The sequence below is a fragment of the Rhodococcus sp. SG20037 genome, assembly GCF_031763325.1.
Classification (GTDB): Bacteria; Actinomycetota; Actinomycetes; order Mycobacteriales; family Mycobacteriaceae; genus Rhodococcus_F; species Rhodococcus_F qingshengii.
This window is the reverse complement of the sequence record NZ_CP134497.1, coordinates 3,853,767-3,872,706: the sequence shown is the minus strand read 5'-3', so window position 1 is coordinate 3,872,706 and position 18,940 is coordinate 3,853,767. Positions and strand designations below refer to the sequence as shown.

Genomic DNA, 18,940 nt, shown 5'->3' with positions numbered 1-18,940 from the left:
CTTGCCGGATGAAGCGTACGACGAGTGCGGTCGTGAACAAAGTAGGGATTTTACTACCTCGACGGGATCCGTCAGAACCGGCCGCCGCCGCCTCGACTGGTTCGGCCGCCGCCCCCGCCGCCGAAACCACCGCCGCCGCCACCGCGACCGGAGCGTCCGCTGCTGCTCGGTCCGCCGTACGAGCGGGGCCCTCCGCCACCTCGCAGAATGCTGTTGATCAGGATGCCGCCGAGGATCGCTCCCGTCGCATCGCCGCCGCCACCGCGGGGTCGTTGGTTTGCTTCCCAGGTGTTGACGTCGTTCTGCGCGGCGCGAAGTGAGTGCGTCGCCAAGGTGGTCGCGGCCTGGGCGTGTTGCAGTGCCTTCGACGGATCCGAGGCCTGCAATTGCTGGGCCGCCTGCAGGTGCCGCTGAGCCTCGGCGTAGCGAGTGCGCGCCTCCGCCCCGATCGCGCCGCGCCTGGTTCCGAGGAAGTCGCCTGCAGCGGTCACCTGAGCCTGTGCGGCCAGGATGTCCTGGGCGAGGCGCTGCTGTGCACGTTCGAGCTGCTGCTTCTGCTCCTGAGCGTCGGCAAGAAGCGCGTCGAGTTGGGCGTCGGCTGCGACGATCTGGTTGAAGGCTGTCAGCGGATCGCTGTCCTTCGACGTCTGAGCATTCGCCAACGCTGCCTGGGCTGCGGCCTTCGCGTCCGCCAACTTCTGCCCGCCTTGCGCCAGGTAAGCGTCCGCAGCGGTGATGCCCTGCTGGACGTCGTCCATCGCGGACGGAAGTGTCGCGATGGCGTTTCGGATGTCGTCGGCGGCGTGATCGACGCCGTCGAGTAGCTTGCGTGCCTGATCGAGGGCGGCTTCGGCGGTGCGAATCGCAGTGACGGCAGCGCCTTGCTTACCGGCCGGCAGTGCCGTCGCGTCTCGTCCTTCCTCGATCGACTTCTCGGCGAGCGTCAGGCGCTCACTCGCCATCGTGACGTTGTTCACGACAGATGCCAGCGTCGGCGCGGGGAATTGATCCTTCAATTTGGTCAGAATCGCCTCGGATTCGGGCAAGCGCACGCTGAGAGAAACAACACTCTGCGTCAACGCATCGAGACGTGCGGGGGCGTTGATGAGAAGGTCGCGAAGCCCGTCGAACTCCTCGACGCGAGCTTCGAGTTCTTGGTCGGCTCGACCGCACGAGGAAATGATGTCGATCAGCATCTGTCGGCGTTGATCGGGAGTTTCCGGGATGGCGTCGTCGAGTCGCTGCCTGATCGCGAAGGCTTCGGCGAGGGTGGCCTTGGCCTTGTCGAATGCTGCCGAGAAGGGTGCGACGGCGGAATCTCCGAACTCGCTGCGGGCCAGATCGAGCTCCTCCTGGCTGCCGGCGATCGCGTTGTCCGTCTCGACGAGGATCTCCTTCGCGCGTTCGTCGAGCGTCGGCAGCGGGAGTGCGTTGAGGCTGGCGATGTCGTCGGGGGAGATGTTCTTCGCGGCTTCGACGCTTGCCTTGTTCTTGTCGTTCTTGCGCTTGCGTGAGTACAGGACCACGCCGCCCGTCCCGACCACCACAGCGCCGCCCGCGATGAGGAGTGTTCCGACTCCCATTCCGCCGCTCGTGTTGTTCGCGTCGCCGAGTGCGCCGGCCGCGGCAATCGCCGCGCCGGTCCAATCATCCTCGGCGAGAGCCGGTTCCACCGCGTCGGTATTGATCGATTCGATGTCGGAATCCGTGATGTTGCGCAGCTCGGCCGGGACGTCGAGGTAGTAAGCACGCTCTGCCGTGGCAACTGCAAGCAGGACGGACTTGGTACTCAGCGTCGACTTCGTGGCTGTCTGCTGTGCCCACGCCTGGCCACCCAGGTTGTTGAAATCGGGGACGAACGCGACCCACAGATCGATCTGGTGGTCCTCGCCGAGTTGATCGATCGCGGCTTGTATGTCGCTGCGTTGCCCGGAATCGAGGACCCCGGAGGTGTCGGTGATGTGATTCGGCAACACCATCGGGGCGTCCGCCGAGGCGAGCGCAGGACTGAAGACGAGCGCCAGCAAAGCGAAAATCGCAGCGACGGCGGCGGCGCTTCCCCGACGCCGAACGGGTCGGGTGGTTGTCCGACTCTGCTCTACCGAGGACAACTGCGCGAAGTGTGGTGCGAGGGCCATGACGCAAATCTATCCGTTGTGGCGCGTCGGCATCGGAGGTGATCGCTGCGAACTGGCAGAATTGCGGGAGTGAAACCTGCTTTCGGTAACCGCCCCCACGACCCATCACCCTCGCGGGCGGGCGGCTTCGGGGCAGGATTGGCTCGCTGGACGCGCCGTCTGATCGCCGGTGCGGTGTTGATGGCCGTGGTTCTGGTCGGGGGTACTGCGTTCCGGGTGTGGCAGGTGGCGCGCATCGACGACACGCGGCCGGCCGACGCGATAGTCGTTCTGGGCGCGGCTCAGTATTCCGGCACTCCGTCGTCCGTCTTCGAGGCCCGACTCGAGCAGGCGTACAAGCTGTACAAGCGCGGAGTGGCTCCGCAGATCATCACTGTCGGCGGTAAACAAGAAGGCGACGAGTACACCGAAGCGGCGTCGGGAAAGATGTATCTGACCGATCGCGGAATTCCTTCGAGTGCGATCACCGCGGTGGAGACCGGTTCGGACACACTGCTCAGCATCGACGCAGTCAGTGCCGAGATGTCTTCGCAGGGAATCAATTCCGCCGTCCTGGTCAGTGATCCGTGGCACTCCTTGCGAACACGGACGATGGCCCGCGACACGGGCCTTCAAGCGTGGACCGCACCTACTCGTCAAGGCCCGGCTGTGTTCACCCGTGAATCCCAGTTACACGGAATCGCTCGCGAAACCGGCGCACTGCTCTGGTATCAGCTCACGCACTTCTCGGCAGACTTCCCCTACACGGCAGGGCAATAGAGACCATGACAGCTCACACCACCTACGGAGGCGGCACCTACTCCGAACACGACCTCGAACGTCGTGTCGTCGAGGCGCCGAAGCGAGCGGGGTTGCCGGGTTCGCAGATCGCAGCGGCGCAGCATCGTTCGGACTTCTCGCGAGATCGGGCCCGCGTCCAACACTCCGCGGCTTTGCGGCGGCTGGCCGACAAGACCCAGGTTGTCGGCCCGCGCGACGGTGACACGCCTCGTACGCGGTTGACACACTCGATGGAGGTCGCACAGATCGGGCGAGGGATTGCCGACGGACTCGGTTGCGATCCGGACCTGGTGGACCTCGCCGGTCTCGCGCACGACATCGGGCACCCACCGTACGGTCACAACGGCGAGAAGGCCCTCGACGAAGTCGCCAAGGACTGCGGAGGTTTCGAGGGCAATGCGCAGAATCTGCGGATCTTGACCAGCCTCGAACCCAAGATCCTGCGCCCCGACGGTCTGAGCGCAGGCCTCAATCTCACCAGGGCGTCACTCGACGCAGCTATCAAGTATCCCTGGACCCGCCCTGAGCCCGGCGCGAAGTTCGGGGCATACGACGACGACGCAGAGGTGCTCGCCTGGGTTCGCGAGGGAGCGCCCGAGCGACGGCAATGCCTGGAAGCTCAGGTCATGGACTGGGCCGACGACATCGCCTATTCCGTGCACGACGTGGAGGACGGGGTGATCGCAGGCCGGATCGACCTTCGCTCGCTTGCTGATCCGTCCGAGCAGCGCGCACTGGCAGAACTGGGGGCCTCCGAGTTCCGCGGCTTGGTAGTCGACGATCTGATCGAAGCCGCTCAGCGGTTGTCCGAACTCCCCGTCGTACGCGGAGTCGGAAGTTTCGACGGGACGCTGGGAAGTTCCGTCGCGTTGAAGAACCTGACAAGTGAATTGGTGGGACGCTTCGCCACGGCCGCGATCGCCAGCACTCGGCTCACAAACGGCAACCGACCCCTCTCGCGCTATCAAGCCGACCTCGACATACCCGAGGCCGTCGCATCCGAGGTCGCGTTGCTCAAGACCGTGGCGCTCTACTACGTGATGTCCGACGCCGGGCACAAGGCGCGTCAGGATCGGCAACGTGATCGTGTTCATCGCGTCGCGGAATGGTTGTTGGCCACGGCGCCCGCCGGGCTCGATCCGATCTTGCTGCCCGCATGGGAGCGCGCCGCGGACGACGGTGCTCGGGTCCGCGTGGTGGTGGATCAGATCGCGTCGTACACGGAAAGTCGGCTGGAGCGGGTGGACAAGGCAAGCCTGGGCGCGCAGGCCAGTTGGGGCTGAGCCGGCCGCGCTCTCAGCAGGTCATTCGCGTCGACGGATCGGTAGTGGTGTCGAGCCACTTGCCGTAAGCGTCGCCTCCTGCTGCGCGGACGTCCTTGCAGATCTTCGACTCGCTGTTTCCGGATTCGCGATACACGGTGTAGATCGCAGTCCCGGAATCCGAGACTTGACGCAGTGACGGGCAGGACTGGTCTGTGCGTAGGTATTTCGAGCCCGGGAACGCGTCAAGGTAGTTCTGAATCTCACTGGCATACGTGGCCGGATCGGTGGCATTGGCCAACACCACGATTCCGGTTCCCTTGCACGAGGGGACGGTGATCGGCTTGCTCACCCCGAGATCGCCGTTCTTCGTGGACGGGGTGGACGCCTGCGTGGTCGTGGTTGCCTGCAGTCCGGCGGTGGGTAGCGGCTCCAGGTTTGGCGTTCTGACCGGCTCCTGGATGGGTGCCGGTTCCGTCGTGGCGGTGGAAGCTGTTACAGCGGTTGGTGATTCGGGCCCCGAGCTTCCCTGTATCGCCCAAGCCGCCGCGCCTCCTGCGGCCAGAACGAGTGCAACTCCAGCCGCTCCGATCGCGATCGGGGCTCGGTTTCGCTTGGTCTTTGTCGCGATGTGCGTGTAGTTCCCGTAAGCGGGATTCACTGTGGTGTAGGCGGGCGGCCCGACGATTGTGGATTGCAGTCCGCCGGCCGCACTGGTGGCGTTGTCGGCCGAGAGTGCTTGCCGCGCTTCGAGTGCGAGCGCTCCGGTGGTCGGATAGCGGTGTGCGGGATCCTTTGCCATACCGCGGGCCACGACAGTGTCGAAACGTTGCGGGAGCGACGGAACCGTCAGGGTGGGGCGCGGCGGCGGAGCGTTCAGGTGCGAATTGACGAGATGGCCGATGCTTGTGGTGTTGAAAGGCGTTGTTCCGGTGAGGGACTGGTAGAGAACACAAGCCAGGGAGTAGACATCCGCTGCGGCCGTCGGTGTTTCGATACCGAATCGCTCCGGCGCCATGTACGCATACGAACCGACCGCGCTTCCCTCGGTGGTGATTTTCGTGTCTGTCTGTGAATATGCGATTCCGAAGTCCACGAGGTACGCGAAGCCGGTCTTCGTGATAATGATGTTGTCTGGTTTGACGTCGCGATGGATGAGTCCGCGCGCGTGCGCTGCGTCCAGCGCTGACGCTATCTGCGAGACGATGTCGACGGCTCGCGCCGGGGTGAGTCGGCCGAATTCGGTCAACTCGGCTCGCAATGTGTGGCCTTCGACCAAACGCATGTCGATGAAGAGGACTCCGTCGATTTCGCCCCAGTCATGCACCGGGATCACGTGCGGTTCGTTCAGGGCGGCGGTGGCGCGAGATTCTCGGCGGAAACGAGCTTGGAATGACGGGTCGGCCGCAAGCTCTCGATGGAGCAACTTGAGTGCGACCAGGCGATCCTTCGAGGTGTCGTACGCCTCGTACACTTCACCCATTCCGCCTCGGCCGAGGAGGCTACGCAACTCGTACACGCCGAATCGGGTTCCTGATCGCCCTTCGTGCGCGCTCGAGGCGTTTTCAGTCATCGTCGGTCCCATCGCTGCGGTGCAGAGTCGGCCATCAACATATCGTTGTCAGGAGGTGCCGGGGGACCGCCTAGACTGATGTACGTGGCGGGCCGAATTTCTGACAGAGACATCGCGGCCATTCGCGAACGCACTCGCATCGAGGACATCGTCGGTGAATACGTTTCACTCAAGCGTGCCGGTGGCGATTCGATCAAAGGTCTGTGTCCCTTTCACGACGAGAAGTCGCCGTCGTTCCACGTGCGACCCAACCACGGCCTCTACCACTGCTTCGGCTGCGGTGAGGGTGGTGACGTGTACTCGTTCCTGCAGAAGATGGATCACATCAGCTTCGTAGAGGCCGTCGAGCAGTTGGCGGATCGACTCAGCTACACGATTTCGTACGAGGGCGGCGGACCGTCCGTTCAGCGCGATCGCGGCACCCGTGCACGCTTGATCGCAGCAAACGCGGCGGCTCAGGAGTTCTACGCCGCTCGTCTGCGCGAACCCGATGCCCAGGCGGCTCGCGACTACCTCACCGAGAGAAACTTCGACGGTGCAGCGGCCCTGCAGTTCGGGTGTGGATACGCGCCAGAAGGTTGGGACACTCTCACAAAACACTTGATGTCCAAAGGTTTCGAGTTCAAAGAACTAGAAGCAGCCGGGCTGTCCAAAGAAGGCCGGCGAGGTCCGATCGACCGGTTCCATCGCCGACTTCTGTGGCCGATCCGCAGCGTCGCCGGTGACGTCATCGGCTTCGGTGCCCGCAAGCTCTTCGACGACGACACCATGCCGGGTAAGTACGTCAACACGCCGGAAACGATTCTCTACAAGAAGTCTCAGGTCCTGTTCGGCTTGGACCTCGCCAAGCGCGACATCGCCAAGGGACACCAGGCGGTAGTCGTCGAGGGTTACACCGACGTCATGGCGATGCATTTGGCCGGCGTCAAGACCGCCGTCGCTTCGTGCGGGACCGCCTTCGGTGAGGAGCACCTTGCGATGCTCCGTCGACTCCTGATGGACGACAGCTACTTTCGCGGTGAAATCATCTACACCTTCGACGGTGATGCCGCGGGGCAGGCCGCTGCGATGAAGGCGTTCGAGGGTGATCAAAAGATGGCCGGGCAGACGTTCGTCGCCGTCGCGCCCGACGGAATGGACCCGTGCGATCTGCGTCTGAAGTCTGGTGACGCCGCCGTTCGCGACCTCGTGGCACGGCGCACTCCGATGTTCGAGTTCGTGGTGAAGTCCATCCTCACCGAACACGATCTGGAGACCGCTGAAGGTCGTGTCGAGGCACTGCGTCGTACCGTGCCCGTCGTTGCGCAGATCAAGGAATCAACTCTGCGCGACAGCTACGCGAATCTGTTGTGCGGATGGGTCGGTTGGGACGATCTTCCGTCGGTTCGACGACGCGTGCGTGACGAAGCTCGCAAACGGGCGTCGACGCGCGGATCGTCACCGGCGCCCAAGCGTCGTCAGGTTGTCGACCAACCTGCTGCCGATGCGCTTGCGCTGCCGATCGGAATCTCCAGGCCCCGGCCCAACGATCCCGCGCTCTCGACGCAGCGAGCTGTCCTCAAGGCCGCATTGCAGCACCCTGGCATCGCCGGCAGTGTCTTCGACTCGTTGCCGCCCGAGACGTTCACCCACCCCGCCTACGTTGTCATCAGACAGGCAATGGCTGACGCCGGTGGAACGAGCAAGGGACTCGGCGGCGCCGAGTGGATCGAAGTCGTCACCAAGGGCGTCGAAGACATGACGGTGGCCTCGGTTGTATCTGAGCTGGCCGTCGAACCGATGCCGTGTGACGAAGACACGGTTCCGCGCTACATCAACGGAGTGCTCGCACGACTGCAGGAAGCGTGGGTGGGCGAGCAGGTTGCCGACCTCAAATCCAAGCTTCAGCGCGTTTCACCTGCTGCAGCCCCCGAGGAGTACAACTCACTGTTCGGCGACCTCGTGGCGCTGGAGCAGTATCGCCGACAGCTGCGTGAGCAGGCTGTCGGCGACCAAAGCGTCTGACCTAGCGGTTTTTCTTCAACTGGTCGTGGGGGACCAGAATCGTAGTCTCCTCGTTGATCGGCTTCATCGGCTCGAGCTTGGGCTGAGTACTCAGTGAGTCGGCCAGCTTCTGCCGTGACGCGTCCAACACCTTCTTGGTGGCCGGACTGGTGGCCACCGCCTTCGCGGCCCGGCTGATCTGCTCGTATCGTGCGCGGCCCGCTTTGGTTCCCAGGACGTACCCAGCTGCAACACCGATCAACAAACGCATCATTCCTGCTTCCCTCCAGCACCGATCGTCCTGACTCCATCCTGCCTGATGACTCGCTGGGCAGGCGATTTGGTACTTCGGTGAAGGATTCGCTACAGTTTCTCAGGCAACGCCGGAACGGGCGAAGCGAGCAAGACAATCCCCTGTAGCTCAATTGGCAGAGCTTCCGACTGTTAATCGGACGGTTGCTGGTTCGAGTCCAGCCGGGGGAGCAGCAAAGCCCCTCACCTGAGAAATCGGGTGGGGGGCTTTCTTGTTGTGGTCTGACCTTGTTTTTGTCTGACCTAGTGCGCTCGCAGCAGACCCACCGATCGAAGTGCCGATTCGACGTCTGCCGCCTTGTTTGCTTGTTCGCCGCGAATTCCCAGCCGTCGAGCGCTGAGGACGTTCACCGGGTTGTCGTCGACGAAGAAGGTCTGCTGTGGACGCGCATCGAGCAACTCCAGCGCAGCCAGGAAGGCCGCAGGTTCGGGTTTGGTAGCTCCGAGCATGCAGGAGAAAACATGCTCGTCGATTGCCGATGGAGTTACGACACTCTCGATGGCGGCCAAGAGAACAGGTCCGTTGTCGGAGAGTGTGGCGACCACGACCCCCTCGCTTCGAAGCGCGATTGCGAGATCGATGACCGCGCGGTCCGGGATGAAGGCCTTGGCCCAGGCTCGGCGTAGCTCGTCGCGGTCACCAGGAAACCCGAGTCGTCGAAAGCGTTCCAGGATCGCGGTTTCGGAGTGAATGCCGAGATCGCATTCCTGGTCGAACCCGGACGCGAACACGAGGGCATGAATCTCGTCTTCCGTGACGCCGATGGCCGCAGCCAGTTCTGCGGCGCGACGGTCAGGCTCGAATCGACACAGCACACCGCCCAAGTCGAACAACACGAGTTCAGGTGGTCCGCTGTCGTTCGCCATGTCGGAGAGGATAGGCGGCATCAGCACCCGTGAACGCGACGCGAAGATATTGGCGACAGATACACCAAAGCCCGACGCAAGTGTCTGCGTCGGGCTTTCGGTGGAACCGTCGAACTGTTTGACCGGTGCGCCTACTTCGCTGCGCGATCCGACGGCTCGAACAGCCGGATGATGTGGCTGGGGTTGATGTAGTAGACACCATTCGGAGAATTGAGAACGAGAGTGTCTTCGGTGAAATCGGTGACGGTGCCGTTCAGTTTCGCGCCGTCGGACATGATGATCCGGATCGTGGCCTTCGAGTTCTTGAATTCGGTCAGTGCAAGCTTCATGTGGTGATCCTGTTCCGTGGGGTGTGCACTCCCACGGTATCGGCTCATCGCGCCTGTGCCGACCAACCTTGGAAGACTCGACTCGAAAGAGTGCAACGCGTCACCGCCTGCCCGATTGTGATCCGCGTCGGATGTGCCGGTAACATTCGGATTCGCCGCGATGCATCGCATCCGGATGGGGCGGTAGCTCAGTCGGTTAGAGCCGTGGACTCATAATCCATTGGTCGCGGGTTCGAGCCCCGCCCGCCCCACGTTCAGTTGCCGTGAGCCCGCAGGTCAGACCCAATGACGTTTGTCGAAAGTCATGCTGCCGACGATCGCAACGGCGACAAGTGCGCAGAGTGCAATCAACAGGGCAGTTGCCCACAGGTAGTTGGTGCAGTTGCCCACACGTAGTTGGTATTGAATCGCACGCAACGCGCATGCGGGTACGGCTGAGTTGATCCTTCGTGGCTACACAAGTAAATGTCGTACCGCGATCGTCGATCTCGGACGAGGTGAAAGTCTCGGATCCGGATACCCAATCCTCGACAAGTATCGGGAGCGCAGTGCAATTGGGCGCAACCGAGCGAGCGACGTGCCGGACGTGAAGGAAAAGTAGGTACCTATCCGGGTATTTCAGCGTATGTGCTCGACGTACAGAAGTGTCACGCTTTAGACGTGCCTACCGGTGTAGGTACAAGGCAGTCGAGCCGTCCCCCCCGCGGCTCGGCTGCACCCAAATGTTGACGCGCTGACCGGCAGCCGACTGTCGGAAACGACTCTACGCAAGGAACGGCAACGATAGTGGGCCCCGCAACTGCGGGGCCCTTTCCCTGTCTGAAAAGCGCTGTCGGACTTGGGTCATCACCATTGAGGACTTCGTGCTCGATCACTGGAAATGAGAGCCAACGAGGGCTGTCTCGCCGTCCTTGTCTGCGTCGGATCCATTTTGCCGAGCTTCGTGAATTGCAGAATCCGCAGCCCGTGAGAGCTCAGTAGTTGCCTCGATCGGGTGCAAAACCGGGCAATCGGAACAAAACACTTGTCGATGCGTTACAAATATTGTTAAAGTGTAACGACGAACTGCAAGTGAACAGCAACTTCAAGGTCTCGCTACCGGAAGCCGATGGGCGCCGGGGGAGATTCGTCTGCTGTCGATGGACGCGACGCCGTTGGGCGGCACGGATAAAGGCTCTGTGAATTGCGCCGGGTCGCACCCCTGATCAACCTGACAGACCAACGTAACGGAGAACATACTGTGACAATCAAGAACTCGATCGGGCCTGGTGTCGAAGCCGATCATGGAAACAGGCTGTTTGGCAACACTATTCGATCAGCTGAAGGTGAGGAACTGGTCCAGCGGCTGAATGCCATGTTCGAGCGAGCGAACAGCGCAGGTCAGGTGGTGAATCAACGAGAACTCTCGACCGTGCTTTCTGTGCGGAGATCCGAGGGTTCGCCGGTCGACCGGTCGATTCCGGCGCCTGACAGGCTGATGCATGCGATCGAGGGACTCTCGTACGAATCCCTTTCCCTGTTGATTTGTGCGGCCGAGCATTTACTGCGTTCGGAAGGGGTACATGTCGACTCGACGCCCTTCACTTGAGGGGCGACGAGACCCGTCGAGGAAATCGAAGTGATCGGTCCGTCGCCGACGAACGAGTATTTTGTCACGATCGGAATGACGTAGTTACGTCGTCGTTTGTAATTCTGTTGTGCGACCGGCGAATCAGGCCTCCGGCGTTGCTCAGTCGCACGATCCCGATTCCGCTGCTTCGAAGGCTTCTTGGTGCGCTCACGCGCCTCAGCGTCGAATCCTCTCCAGTCGTCGTGCGGCCCGCTCATGTCATCGCGGACTTGATCGATCGGCGACGTGGAATCAGTCGGAGTATGTCCAGTTCTTCGGCCGATCCGAGTATCGACCGGCAAATCTTGTCGACGGAGTCAGATGCCGGATACCGGCACCGAAATACGGATCAACATTCACCTCGGGAAGCCGAATGAAGTGAATTGACTATCGCAGTCTGCTGTTGTGGTGTGAACGCTGCCCAGGCGCTGGCGGAACCCGCGAGTTCAGGGACATCGTTCCATCCAGGGCTCTGTAGCCGGGCCAACGCCGCCTCGACCGTCCCGAAAACTTCGAGGTACGCATGTGCGTCGTCGCATGTGAAGGCGAGTTCGTGTGGTTCGGCGTCGCCCCCGTCCCCGCCACACGAAGTAAGCATCAGCACGAATGGAATCGCAATACCGACCATGATGCGCTTCATCGGCCAATCGAAGCAGACCGACTCCGCTCCCGCGGACTATTCTCGATGCATGCCGATCACCCCGGATACAAAGAACTGGACCTGGGTCCTCGAACGCCCATGCGGCGAGTGCGGGTTTGATTCGTCCGCTGTTGCGTTCGCGGATGTTCCAGATCTTGTGCGTAGCAATGCCGTCTCGTGGGCCGAGGTACTGGAGGGCGAGAATGTGACGGAGCGACCGGACAGCGAAACATGGTCAGCGCTGGAGTATTCCGCCCACGTACGCGACGTGTTCAGGATCTTCAAGGTGAGGTTGGAACAGATGCTCGAATTCGACGATCCGCTATTCGAGAACTGGGATCAAGACGCAACAGCTGAGGCCGAGCGGTACAACGACCAAGATCCGGCAAAGGTGGCATCGGAATTGTCCGACGCCGCGGCGGAGGTCGCGAATGCCTTCGAAACCGTGCCAGAGGGTAGCCGCCAACGACGGGGTCTCCGCAGTGACGGATCGGCGTTCACCGTCGAATCGTTGGCGGCCTACTTCATTCACGATCCGATCCATCACCTGCACGACGTCTCGGTGTAGTCAGAGCCCGCGCACCTCCTCGAGGGTTCTTCTGGCTCCGACGGAGTGCAATGAGTCGAGGGTCTTTCGGAAGCTAGCGACAAATCGGCGATCGTCCACGAGATCGCCGAACACTTGGCGGTACCCGATGAAGGCCAACGGGTCGCTCGACTGTTTCTGGGCGAGCGGCACCAGAGTGTCCGACAGCTGATCGACGACGGTGATGGGATCTCCGTTCTCGTCTGTGCCCTCGGCGTAGCGGGCCCAGCTAGCGACAATTGCGGTGGACAGGTTGATCGACCCACCGGTGTCGAGTTGGTTCCGGATGACGGGCAACAGCCACTTGGGAATTCGATCGGACGACTCGGCGCACAGACGTGCAATCGTGTCGCGGATCTGGGGGTTCGAGAATCTTTCGATGAGGGTCTTCTTGTACTGATCGAGGTCGACGCCGGGTACCGGGTCAAGGGTCGGCGTCGCTTCGAGATTCATGTAGTCGAGCAGGAACCCCGACAAGAGTTCGTCCTGGCATGCCTCGTGGACCAGGCGGTATCCGGCAAGGTAGCCGAAGTACGCGATGCCTTGATGGCCGGCATTGAGAAGGCGCAGTTTCATCAGTTCGTACGGGCGAACATCCGGCACGAGATTGACGCCGACATTCTCCAGAGGTGGCCTGCCTGAGGTGAACTCGTCCTCGAGGAACCACGCGGTGAACGGCTCAGCCGCGACCGGCCACTGATCTTCCACGCCAAACGTCTCGGCGATCTCGGTGGTCACCTCGGCTGTCGTGACGGGTGTGATCCGGTCGACCATGGAGTTGGGGAAGGCGCCGTTCTCGTCGATCCACTCCGCAAGTTCGGGATCCTTCAGGGCGGCGAACGCTCCGACTGCCGTCCTGGCGACCGATCCGTTGCCTTCGATGTTGTCGCAACTCATGATCGTGAACGGGGCGAGGCCCCGGTCGCGACGGAGTGCGAGTGCCGCACAAATCAGACCGAAGGTGGTGTGGGGGAGTGTTCCCGGCTCGAGATCGTGCATTACATCGGGATCGGACGCGTCGAACTCACCCGTAGTGTGCGAGATGTTGTATCCGCCCTCGGTGATGGTGAGAGATACGATTTTCGTCGATTCGGATGCCATCTTTTCGATCACCGCCTCCGGATCCTCCGGAGCGAACAGGTACTCGACGATCGACCCGATGACCCGGGCCTCGAGGGTTCCGTCAGAATGCTTGAGCGCCAGCGTGTAGAGGCAGTCCTGCGCGCGGAGAGCGTCTTTCATCCGCTTGTCCGACGGCATCACTCCCACTCCGCAGATTCCCCAGTCGAAGCCCTCACCGCGTCGCAGGAGATCATCGATGTACATGGCCTGGTGTGCACGGTGAAAGCCTCCGACACCGAAATGCACTATGCCAGTAGTGACTTTGCTCCGGTCGTAGTTCGGCACTTCGAGTGCAGCATCGAAGTCGAACAGGGTCTTCGTATTGAGTTCCATGAAAGTACTAGTCTCCTTCGGCGACGATGACTACGGCTTTGATGCTGCCGAGAATGCGATCGGCCACCAGGGCCTCTTGCGACTGTTCGAGTGAAAAGCGTGCTGTGACCATCGAGTCCAGATCGACGCGCCCGGCAGCGACCAATGCGGCGGCGATCGGCCACGTGTTGGCGTACCGGAACACTCCGGTCAGCATCAGTTCGCGATTCTGAATGATCGGGACCGGCAACGGTATCTCGTCGGCACCCATTCCGACCAGAACGACGGTTCCAGCGGGCCGAACTGCGTGAATCCCGTCGATCACTGCGGCCGTGGCACCCGACGCGTCGATGAATGCGTCGACGGCCAGCGAGCGTACGTCGCTCTCACGTGGATCAACGACGGTTGTTGCGCCGAATTTCAGTGCCACATCACGCCGGGCCGCGTCGATGTCCGAGACGATGACTTCCGTCGCGCCGAATGCCTTGGCCACCTGCGTCGTCACGATTCCTACCGGGCCGGCGCCGGCGATCAACACCCGAGAGCCGGCAGTGATCCCCGCCTTCTGGGCTGAGGCGATCCCTACGGAAAGTGGCTCGAACAGCGCAGCTGCCTCGTAGGACACGGAATCTGCGATGGGATGGGCGAAGTCGGCACCGATCGTGACGTAGTCGGTCAGCGCACCGTCGATCGGCGGCGTCGCGAAGAACTCCATATGAGGGCAGAGGTTGTATCTGCCTGCCTTGGATTCGGGACTTGTCGGATCGGGCTTCTGAGGCTCGATGGAGACACGCTGCCCGATGCGTCTTGGGTCGACGCCGTCACCGACCGCAGCGATGCGTCCCGATGCTTCGTGTCCGAGAACGAGCGGTGAGTTGACTACGTAAGGGCCGATGCGACCTTCGTGAAAGTAGTGCGCGTCCGACCCGCACACGCCCACGGCATGGATGCGAACGAGGACTTCACCCGCCTTCGGGGACGGTCGTGGTCTCTCGACCATCTGCATCTTTCCGGTCTCGACGAGGACATTTGCCCGAATTGTCGCAGGTAGATCGACGGATTCTCCGGAAACTGTTGTGTGGGTCACAACGTAGATGTTAGCTTAATGAGCATAAGAACATCTAGTGAGCATTTGCTCACGATCCAGAAACTTTGAACCTGATACACAAGGAGACCGTGTGAACCAGTCGGCTCAGCCCACAGGACTCAAGTCGTCGAAGTTGCCCGCTTCCGAGGATGTGCGGCTCGCCTTGCGGGCGGCGACGATGTATCACCTCGAAGGCGCCACTCAGGCGGAGATTGCAGCGAAATTGGGCGTCTCGCGGCCGACAGCCGGGCGACTGTTGGCCAGGGCGCGGACGCAAGGTTTGGTCAGGGTCGAGATTTTGGTACCGCCGGAGCTCGAAGGTTCGGTGAACACGGAGTTGGAATCGAAGCTGGAGAAGCACTTCGGGTTGGCCGAAGTGTTGATCGTCCCCGAAGCGATTTCGGATGCGGACGACCCGGACTTCGACGCACTCGGTCGACGAGCAGCGGAAGTTCTGGTTCGTCGTCTGCAGCCTTCGAGCGTTCTCGGGTTTACCTGGGGTCCGGAAACCGTTGCGGTAGCAGGATCTTTGCCGGACAAGGCCGCGAAGTGCTCGGCTGTGGTACAACTTGACGGCTCCATGACGGTGACCGACTACCAAACCGGTGTCGACTTCACCATCGGCCGATGTGCACAACAGTTGCAGGCCAATCCTATTCGTCTCAACGCTCCGCTGTATGCCGACCCGGCGACCGTGGAGTCGATGCGAAACGACTCGGTGATCTCGAAGGCGCTGCAAGCCGGAACTGATTCCGACATCATGGTTTTCGGAGTCGGTGCCGTCTCGACCGCGACGACCTTGTTTGCCGGTAGCTTCGTCGACTCGACCATGCTGGACGAGTTGGAAAGTCGAGGCGCTGTCGGTGAAATCGGCGGCCGTTTCTACTCGGTCGACGGCAATCCAGTGGAGGGGCCACTACCTGAGCGAACGGTCTCCGTCTCGCTCGACGCAGTGAAATCCTGCGATCAGACGATTCTGATTTCGGGAGGAACACACAAACGCCAGGCCGTTCTGGGCGCATTGCGCGGAGGTTTGGCAAACGTACTCGTCACCGACGTCGAGTGCGCCCAGTGGCTGCTCGAAGGCTAGCGATCTCACGAGTTTCGCGGTCCGAGCGCGCGACTGACACGCAAGTGTGAAGGAAGGTAATCCGTGAAAACAGGAAGACGAGTGTGGGGCGCTGCCGCGGCGGCGCTCTGCCTCCTGGTGTCGGGATGTGCGGGCGCTGGTGCGCTCGGTGGTTCCGGCGAACGAACAGTCACCATCGCGATGGTGTCGAACTCGCAGATGCAGGACGCCATCAAACTGGCGCCGGCTTTCGAAGCCGAGAACCCTGGCATCGACCTCAAATTCGTCAGCCTTTCCGAGAACCAGGCGCGCGCCAAGATCACGGCGTCGACGGCAACCGGCGGCGGTGAGTTCGACGTCGTGATGATCAGCAACTACGAGACACCTCAGTGGGCCGCCAACGGTTGGCTCACGAACCTGTCCGACTATGCAGACACGACGCCCGGTTACGACGAGGACGACTTCGTACCGTCGATCAAGACTTCTCTGTCGTACGAGGACAGTATGTACGCGGTCCCCTTCTACGGGGAGTCGTCGTTCCTGATGTACCGCAAGGATCTGTTCGATCAGGCGGGGATTACAGTTCCCGAAGACCCGACGTGGCAAGAAGTTGCAGGTTGGGCAGCACAGTTCGACAACCCGGACGCCAAGATGGCGGGAATCTGCTTGCGCGGAAAGCCTGGCTGGGGTGAGGTACTCGCACCGCTGAACACCGTGATCAACACCTTCGGTGGACGCTGGTACGACGAGAATTGGAATGCGCAGCTGACCAGTCCGCAGGTCGAGGATGCGGTTCAGTTCTACGTGGACACGGTCAAGGAGCACGGTCAGCCGGGTCCTGCCACAAGCGGATTCGGTGAATGTGCAACACAATTCGCGCAAGGCAACACGGCGATGTGGTACGACGCGACGTCGGCTGTGTCGGTTCTCGAGGACCCTGCGTCGTCGAAGGTAGTCGGCAACATCGGATATGCGAAGGCCCCGAAGGTCGAGAAGTCCGATCCTGGTTGGCTCTACACGTGGGCGCTCGGAATCCCGGAGTCGGCACAGAACAAATATGACGCCTGGAAGTTCATTTCCTGGATGACGAACAAGGACTACATCCAGAAGGTCGGAACCGAACTCGGCTGGTCGAGAGTTCCTCCGGGAAGTCGCCTATCGACCTACGAGATTCCGGAATATCAAGAGGCCGCACAGGCATTCGGTCCGATCACCCTCGAATCGATCAATAATGCAGATCCGAAAAACCCGACAGTGCAACCGGTTCCGTACACCGGCGTCCAGTTCCTCACCATCCCTGAGTTTCAGGACCTGGGCACTCGCGTCAGCCAGCAGATCAGTGCGGCCATCGCGGGTCAGAAGAGCGTGAAAGAAGCACTCGAACAATCCCAGCAGTATGCCGAGGTGGTCGGCAAGACCTATCAGGAGAACCGATGACTACGGTTGCCGAGCCCAGAACTACGGTGGACGACGCGCCACCGGTCCGTGTCGAAAAGAAGATCTCCCGCGCCGAGGGTTGGCGTCGTAGAGGTCCCCTGATGCCGGCGTTGATCTTCTCGATCGTCGTCACTCAGATTCCGTTTCTGTTCACCCTCTACTACTCGACGCAGTCGTGGAACCTTGTCCGGCCGGGATCGCGGCACTTCAACGGGTTCGATAACTACATAGAGGTTTTCAAGGACAGTCAGTTTCGGGAAGTCGCGGTCAACACGGTCATCATGATCGTGGGTACGGTCATCGTTTCGGTGATCCTCGGACTCGCGCTGGCGCTGCTGCTCGACCGCGCATTCCTTGGTCGGGGCATCGTCCGGACACTGCTGATCACGCCGTTTCTCATCACTCCCGTCGCCGGCGCATTGCTTTGGAAGACAACAATGTTCGACCCGGTGTTCGGTATCGTGAACTTCGTACTCCAGCCTTTCGGCGTCGGCCAGGTCGACTGGGTCAGCAAGTTTCCGCTCGCCGCCGTCATGATCAATCTGATCTGGCAGTGGACGCCCTTCATGATGCTGCTCATTCTGGCCGGTTTGCAGTCCATGCCCCGAGACATTCTCGAAGCCGCACGAGTGGACGGAGCCAAGCCGTTTGCGATGTTCCGCGAACTGACGTTGCCGCACCTGCGCCGCTTCATCGAACTCGGTGCAGTTCTGGGTGCGATCTACCTCGTGAACACCTTTGACGCGGTGTACATGATGACGTCGGGCGGGCCCGGCGTGGCCAGCTCGAACCTGCCGTTCTACATCTACCAGCGCGCGTTCCTCGGCTTCGACGTAGGTCAAGCTGCGGCGATGGGTGTCGTGACAGTGATCGCGACGATCATCGTGTCGACACTTGCGCTCCGATTGATCTTCAAGAGCTTCACCGGCAACGAGGAGGCGGCGTGATGACTGCCGTAGAGACGACAAGCGCGACGACCGACAAACCCGTCGTCAAGAAAAAGAAGAGCAGTAAGTTCAGTCCGTGGTCGGTCGTGGCGTGGATCGCCGCTCTCGGATTCTTCTTCCCGGTCTTCTGGATGGTCCTGACCGCGTTCAAGACCGAGGCAGACGCCTACACGGATCCGCCGAAGCTGTTCTTCACTCCCACCCTCGAACAGTTCCGTGCCGTCCTCGACTCCGGTCTCGGCACGACGCTGGCAAACTCCGCATTTGCGACGGCCATGTCGACGATTCTTGTTCTGCTACTGGGTGTTCCGGCTGCGTTTGCATTGTCGCTTCGCCCGGTAGCCAAGACTCAGGACGTTCTGTTCTTTTTCATCAGTACCAAGATGCTCCCAGTCGTCGCTGCAATCGTGCCGCTGTACGTGATCGTCAACGACATCGGATTGCTTGACAACATCTGGGCGCTGGTCATCTTGTACACATCGATGAATCTGCCGATCGCAGTGTGGATGATGCGTTCGTTCTTTCTCGAAGTCCCCGGCGAACTTCTCGAAGCTGCCAGCATGGACGGCGCGAGTTTGTGGACCTCGGTTCGCGAGGTGATCCTCCCGCTGATCTCGCCCGGAATTGCTGCGACTGCGCTGATCTGCGTGATCTTCTCGTGGAACGAATTCTTCTTCGCCGTCAACCTGACAGCTGTTCAAGCACAGACGATTCCGGTCTTCCTGGTCGGGTTCATCACCGGCGAGGGCCTGTACTGGGCTCGGCTCTCCGCGGCAGCGACCATGGCGGCATTGCCCGTCATCCTGGCCGGTTGGTTCGCCCAGAACAAACTGGTGCGCGGCCTGTCCTTCGGTGCAATCAAATAATTCTCCTCACCCTCTCAGGAG

16 protein-coding genes and 2 tRNA genes are annotated in these 18,940 nt (G+C 61.3%); 11 read left to right on the top strand and 7 right to left on the bottom strand.

Features of this window, described 5'->3' with window-relative positions; translation table 11 throughout:
- Positions 1–71 precede the first annotated feature (71 nt).
- On the bottom strand, positions 72–2,138 hold the full coding sequence (locus tag RHP72_RS17735; RefSeq protein WP_065456300.1) for a TPM domain-containing protein: 2,067 nt from the start codon (positions 2,136–2,138) through the stop codon (positions 72–74).
- A gap of 180 nt (positions 2,139–2,318) precedes the next feature.
- Between RHP72_RS17735 and RHP72_RS17730 the strand changes: the two genes are divergently transcribed.
- Positions 2,319–2,897, top strand: a complete 579-nt coding sequence (locus RHP72_RS17730; RefSeq protein ID WP_128638009.1) for a YdcF family protein — start codon at positions 2,319–2,321, stop codon at positions 2,895–2,897.
- A gap of 5 nt (positions 2,898–2,902) precedes the next feature.
- Positions 2,903–4,201, top strand: a complete 1,299-nt coding sequence (locus RHP72_RS17725; protein ID WP_166502415.1) for a deoxyguanosinetriphosphate triphosphohydrolase — start codon at positions 2,903–2,905, stop codon at positions 4,199–4,201.
- Between the two features lie 13 nt (positions 4,202–4,214).
- Here the strand turns inward: RHP72_RS17725 and RHP72_RS17720 are convergent, their stop codons facing one another.
- Positions 4,215–5,765 carry a serine/threonine-protein kinase gene (locus RHP72_RS17720; RefSeq protein WP_311093647.1) on the bottom strand — a complete coding sequence of 517 codons (1,551 nt, stop codon included), beginning with the start codon at positions 5,763–5,765 and terminating at the stop codon, positions 4,215–4,217.
- Positions 5,766–5,837: 72 nt separating this feature from the next.
- Here RHP72_RS17720 and dnaG point away from each other — a divergent pair, with 72 nt between their 5' ends.
- Positions 5,838–7,757, top strand: a complete 1,920-nt coding sequence (gene dnaG / locus RHP72_RS17715) for a DNA primase (RefSeq protein WP_030536590.1) — start codon at positions 5,838–5,840, stop codon at positions 7,755–7,757.
- A 1-nt stretch (position 7,758) separates the two neighbouring features.
- On the opposite strand, the gene RHP72_RS17710 is transcribed toward dnaG, so the two are convergent.
- On the bottom strand, positions 7,759–8,010 hold the full coding sequence (locus RHP72_RS17710) for a hypothetical protein (protein WP_003941570.1): 252 nt from the start codon (positions 8,008–8,010) through the stop codon (positions 7,759–7,761).
- 136 nt (positions 8,011–8,146) lie between these two features.
- Here RHP72_RS17710 and RHP72_RS17705 point away from each other — a divergent pair.
- Positions 8,147–8,219, top strand: a tRNA-Asn gene (locus tag RHP72_RS17705).
- 72 nt (positions 8,220–8,291) lie between these two features.
- Here the strand turns inward: RHP72_RS17705 and RHP72_RS17700 are convergent.
- Positions 8,292–8,915 (bottom strand): HAD-IA family hydrolase, encoded by a 624-nt coding sequence (locus RHP72_RS17700; protein WP_223304513.1) that lies wholly within the window; start codon positions 8,913–8,915, stop codon positions 8,292–8,294.
- A gap of 131 nt (positions 8,916–9,046) precedes the next feature.
- The gene (locus RHP72_RS17695; protein ID WP_003941659.1) at positions 9,047–9,244 is read right to left on the bottom strand and encodes a hypothetical protein; all 198 of its coding nucleotides are present in this window, start codon (positions 9,242–9,244) and stop codon (positions 9,047–9,049) included.
- Between the two features lie 177 nt (positions 9,245–9,421).
- Between RHP72_RS17695 and RHP72_RS17690 the strand changes: the two genes are divergently transcribed.
- The 3 genes from RHP72_RS17690 (at position 9,422) to RHP72_RS17680 (ending at position 12,061) form a co-directional block, all read left to right on the top strand.
- A tRNA-Ile gene (locus RHP72_RS17690) sits at positions 9,422–9,495 on the top strand.
- Between the two features lie 932 nt (positions 9,496–10,427).
- On the top strand, positions 10,428–10,832 hold the full coding sequence (locus RHP72_RS17685) for a hypothetical protein (protein WP_232329877.1): 405 nt from the start codon (positions 10,428–10,430) through the stop codon (positions 10,830–10,832).
- 710 nt (positions 10,833–11,542) lie between these two features.
- Complete coding sequence (locus RHP72_RS17680; protein WP_054781979.1) at positions 11,543–12,061, top strand: DinB family protein; 519 nt, start codon at positions 11,543–11,545, stop codon at positions 12,059–12,061.
- On the opposite strand, the gene RHP72_RS17675 is transcribed toward RHP72_RS17680, so the two are convergent.
- Complete coding sequence (locus RHP72_RS17675) at positions 12,062–13,534, bottom strand: mannitol dehydrogenase family protein (RefSeq protein ID WP_081558018.1); 1,473 nt, start codon at positions 13,532–13,534, stop codon at positions 12,062–12,064.
- Positions 13,535–13,541: 7 nt separating this feature from the next.
- Positions 13,542–14,552 carry an NAD(P)-dependent alcohol dehydrogenase gene (locus tag RHP72_RS17670; RefSeq protein WP_042450271.1) on the bottom strand — a complete coding sequence of 337 codons (1,011 nt, stop codon included), beginning with the start codon at positions 14,550–14,552 and terminating at the stop codon, positions 13,542–13,544.
- Positions 14,553–14,691: 139 nt separating this feature from the next.
- Here RHP72_RS17670 and RHP72_RS17665 point away from each other — a divergent pair, with 139 nt between their 5' ends.
- The 4 genes from RHP72_RS17665 (at position 14,692) to RHP72_RS17650 (ending at position 18,919) form a co-directional block, all read left to right on the top strand.
- Positions 14,692–15,690, top strand: a complete 999-nt coding sequence (locus tag RHP72_RS17665; protein ID WP_054781980.1) for a sugar-binding transcriptional regulator — start codon at positions 14,692–14,694, stop codon at positions 15,688–15,690.
- A gap of 63 nt (positions 15,691–15,753) precedes the next feature.
- Positions 15,754–17,106: a sugar ABC transporter substrate-binding protein gene (locus tag RHP72_RS17660; RefSeq protein WP_081558017.1), complete on the top strand. Its 1,353-nt coding sequence runs from the start codon at positions 15,754–15,756 to the stop codon at positions 17,104–17,106.
- On the top strand, positions 17,103–18,053 hold the full coding sequence (locus tag RHP72_RS17655; protein ID WP_311093646.1) for a sugar ABC transporter permease: 951 nt from the start codon (positions 17,103–17,105) through the stop codon (positions 18,051–18,053). Before RHP72_RS17660 ends, RHP72_RS17655 begins: the two co-directional genes overlap by 4 nt.
- Positions 18,053–18,919, top strand: coding sequence for a carbohydrate ABC transporter permease (locus RHP72_RS17650; protein ID WP_050657016.1), 867 nt, complete (start codon positions 18,053–18,055; stop codon positions 18,917–18,919). Before RHP72_RS17655 ends, RHP72_RS17650 begins: the two co-directional genes overlap by 1 nt.
- The last annotated feature ends 21 nt before the right edge of the window (positions 18,920–18,940 follow it).

Bases quoted from the DNA above. Each gene is read 5' to 3' on its own strand.
- RHP72_RS17710 (WP_003941570.1), bottom strand. From the start codon at position 8,010: ATGATGCGTTTGTTGATCGGTGTTGCAGCTGGGTACGTCCTGGGAACC.
- RHP72_RS17675 (WP_081558018.1), bottom strand. From the start codon at position 13,534: ATGGAACTCAATACGAAGACCCTGTTCGACTTCGATGCTGCACTCGAA.
- RHP72_RS17680 (WP_054781979.1), top strand. From the start codon at position 11,543: ATGCCGATCACCCCGGATACAAAGAACTGGACCTGGGTCCTCGAACGC.
- RHP72_RS17655 (WP_311093646.1), top strand. From the start codon at position 17,103: ATGACTACGGTTGCCGAGCCCAGAACTACGGTGGACGACGCGCCACCG.
- RHP72_RS17730 (WP_128638009.1), top strand. From the start codon at position 2,319: ATGGCCGTGGTTCTGGTCGGGGGTACTGCGTTCCGGGTGTGGCAGGTG.
- RHP72_RS17720 (WP_311093647.1), bottom strand. From the start codon at position 5,765: ATGGGACCGACGATGACTGAAAACGCCTCGAGCGCGCACGAAGGGCGA.
- RHP72_RS17735 (WP_065456300.1), bottom strand. From the start codon at position 2,138: ATGGCCCTCGCACCACACTTCGCGCAGTTGTCCTCGGTAGAGCAGAGT.
- RHP72_RS17695 (WP_003941659.1), bottom strand. From the start codon at position 9,244: ATGAAGCTTGCACTGACCGAATTCAAGAACTCGAAGGCCACGATCCGG.
- RHP72_RS17700 (WP_223304513.1), bottom strand. From the start codon at position 8,915: ATGGCGAACGACAGCGGACCACCTGAACTCGTGTTGTTCGACTTGGGC.
- RHP72_RS17650 (WP_050657016.1), top strand. From the start codon at position 18,053: ATGACTGCCGTAGAGACGACAAGCGCGACGACCGACAAACCCGTCGTC.
- RHP72_RS17725 (WP_166502415.1), top strand. From the start codon at position 2,903: ATGACAGCTCACACCACCTACGGAGGCGGCACCTACTCCGAACACGAC.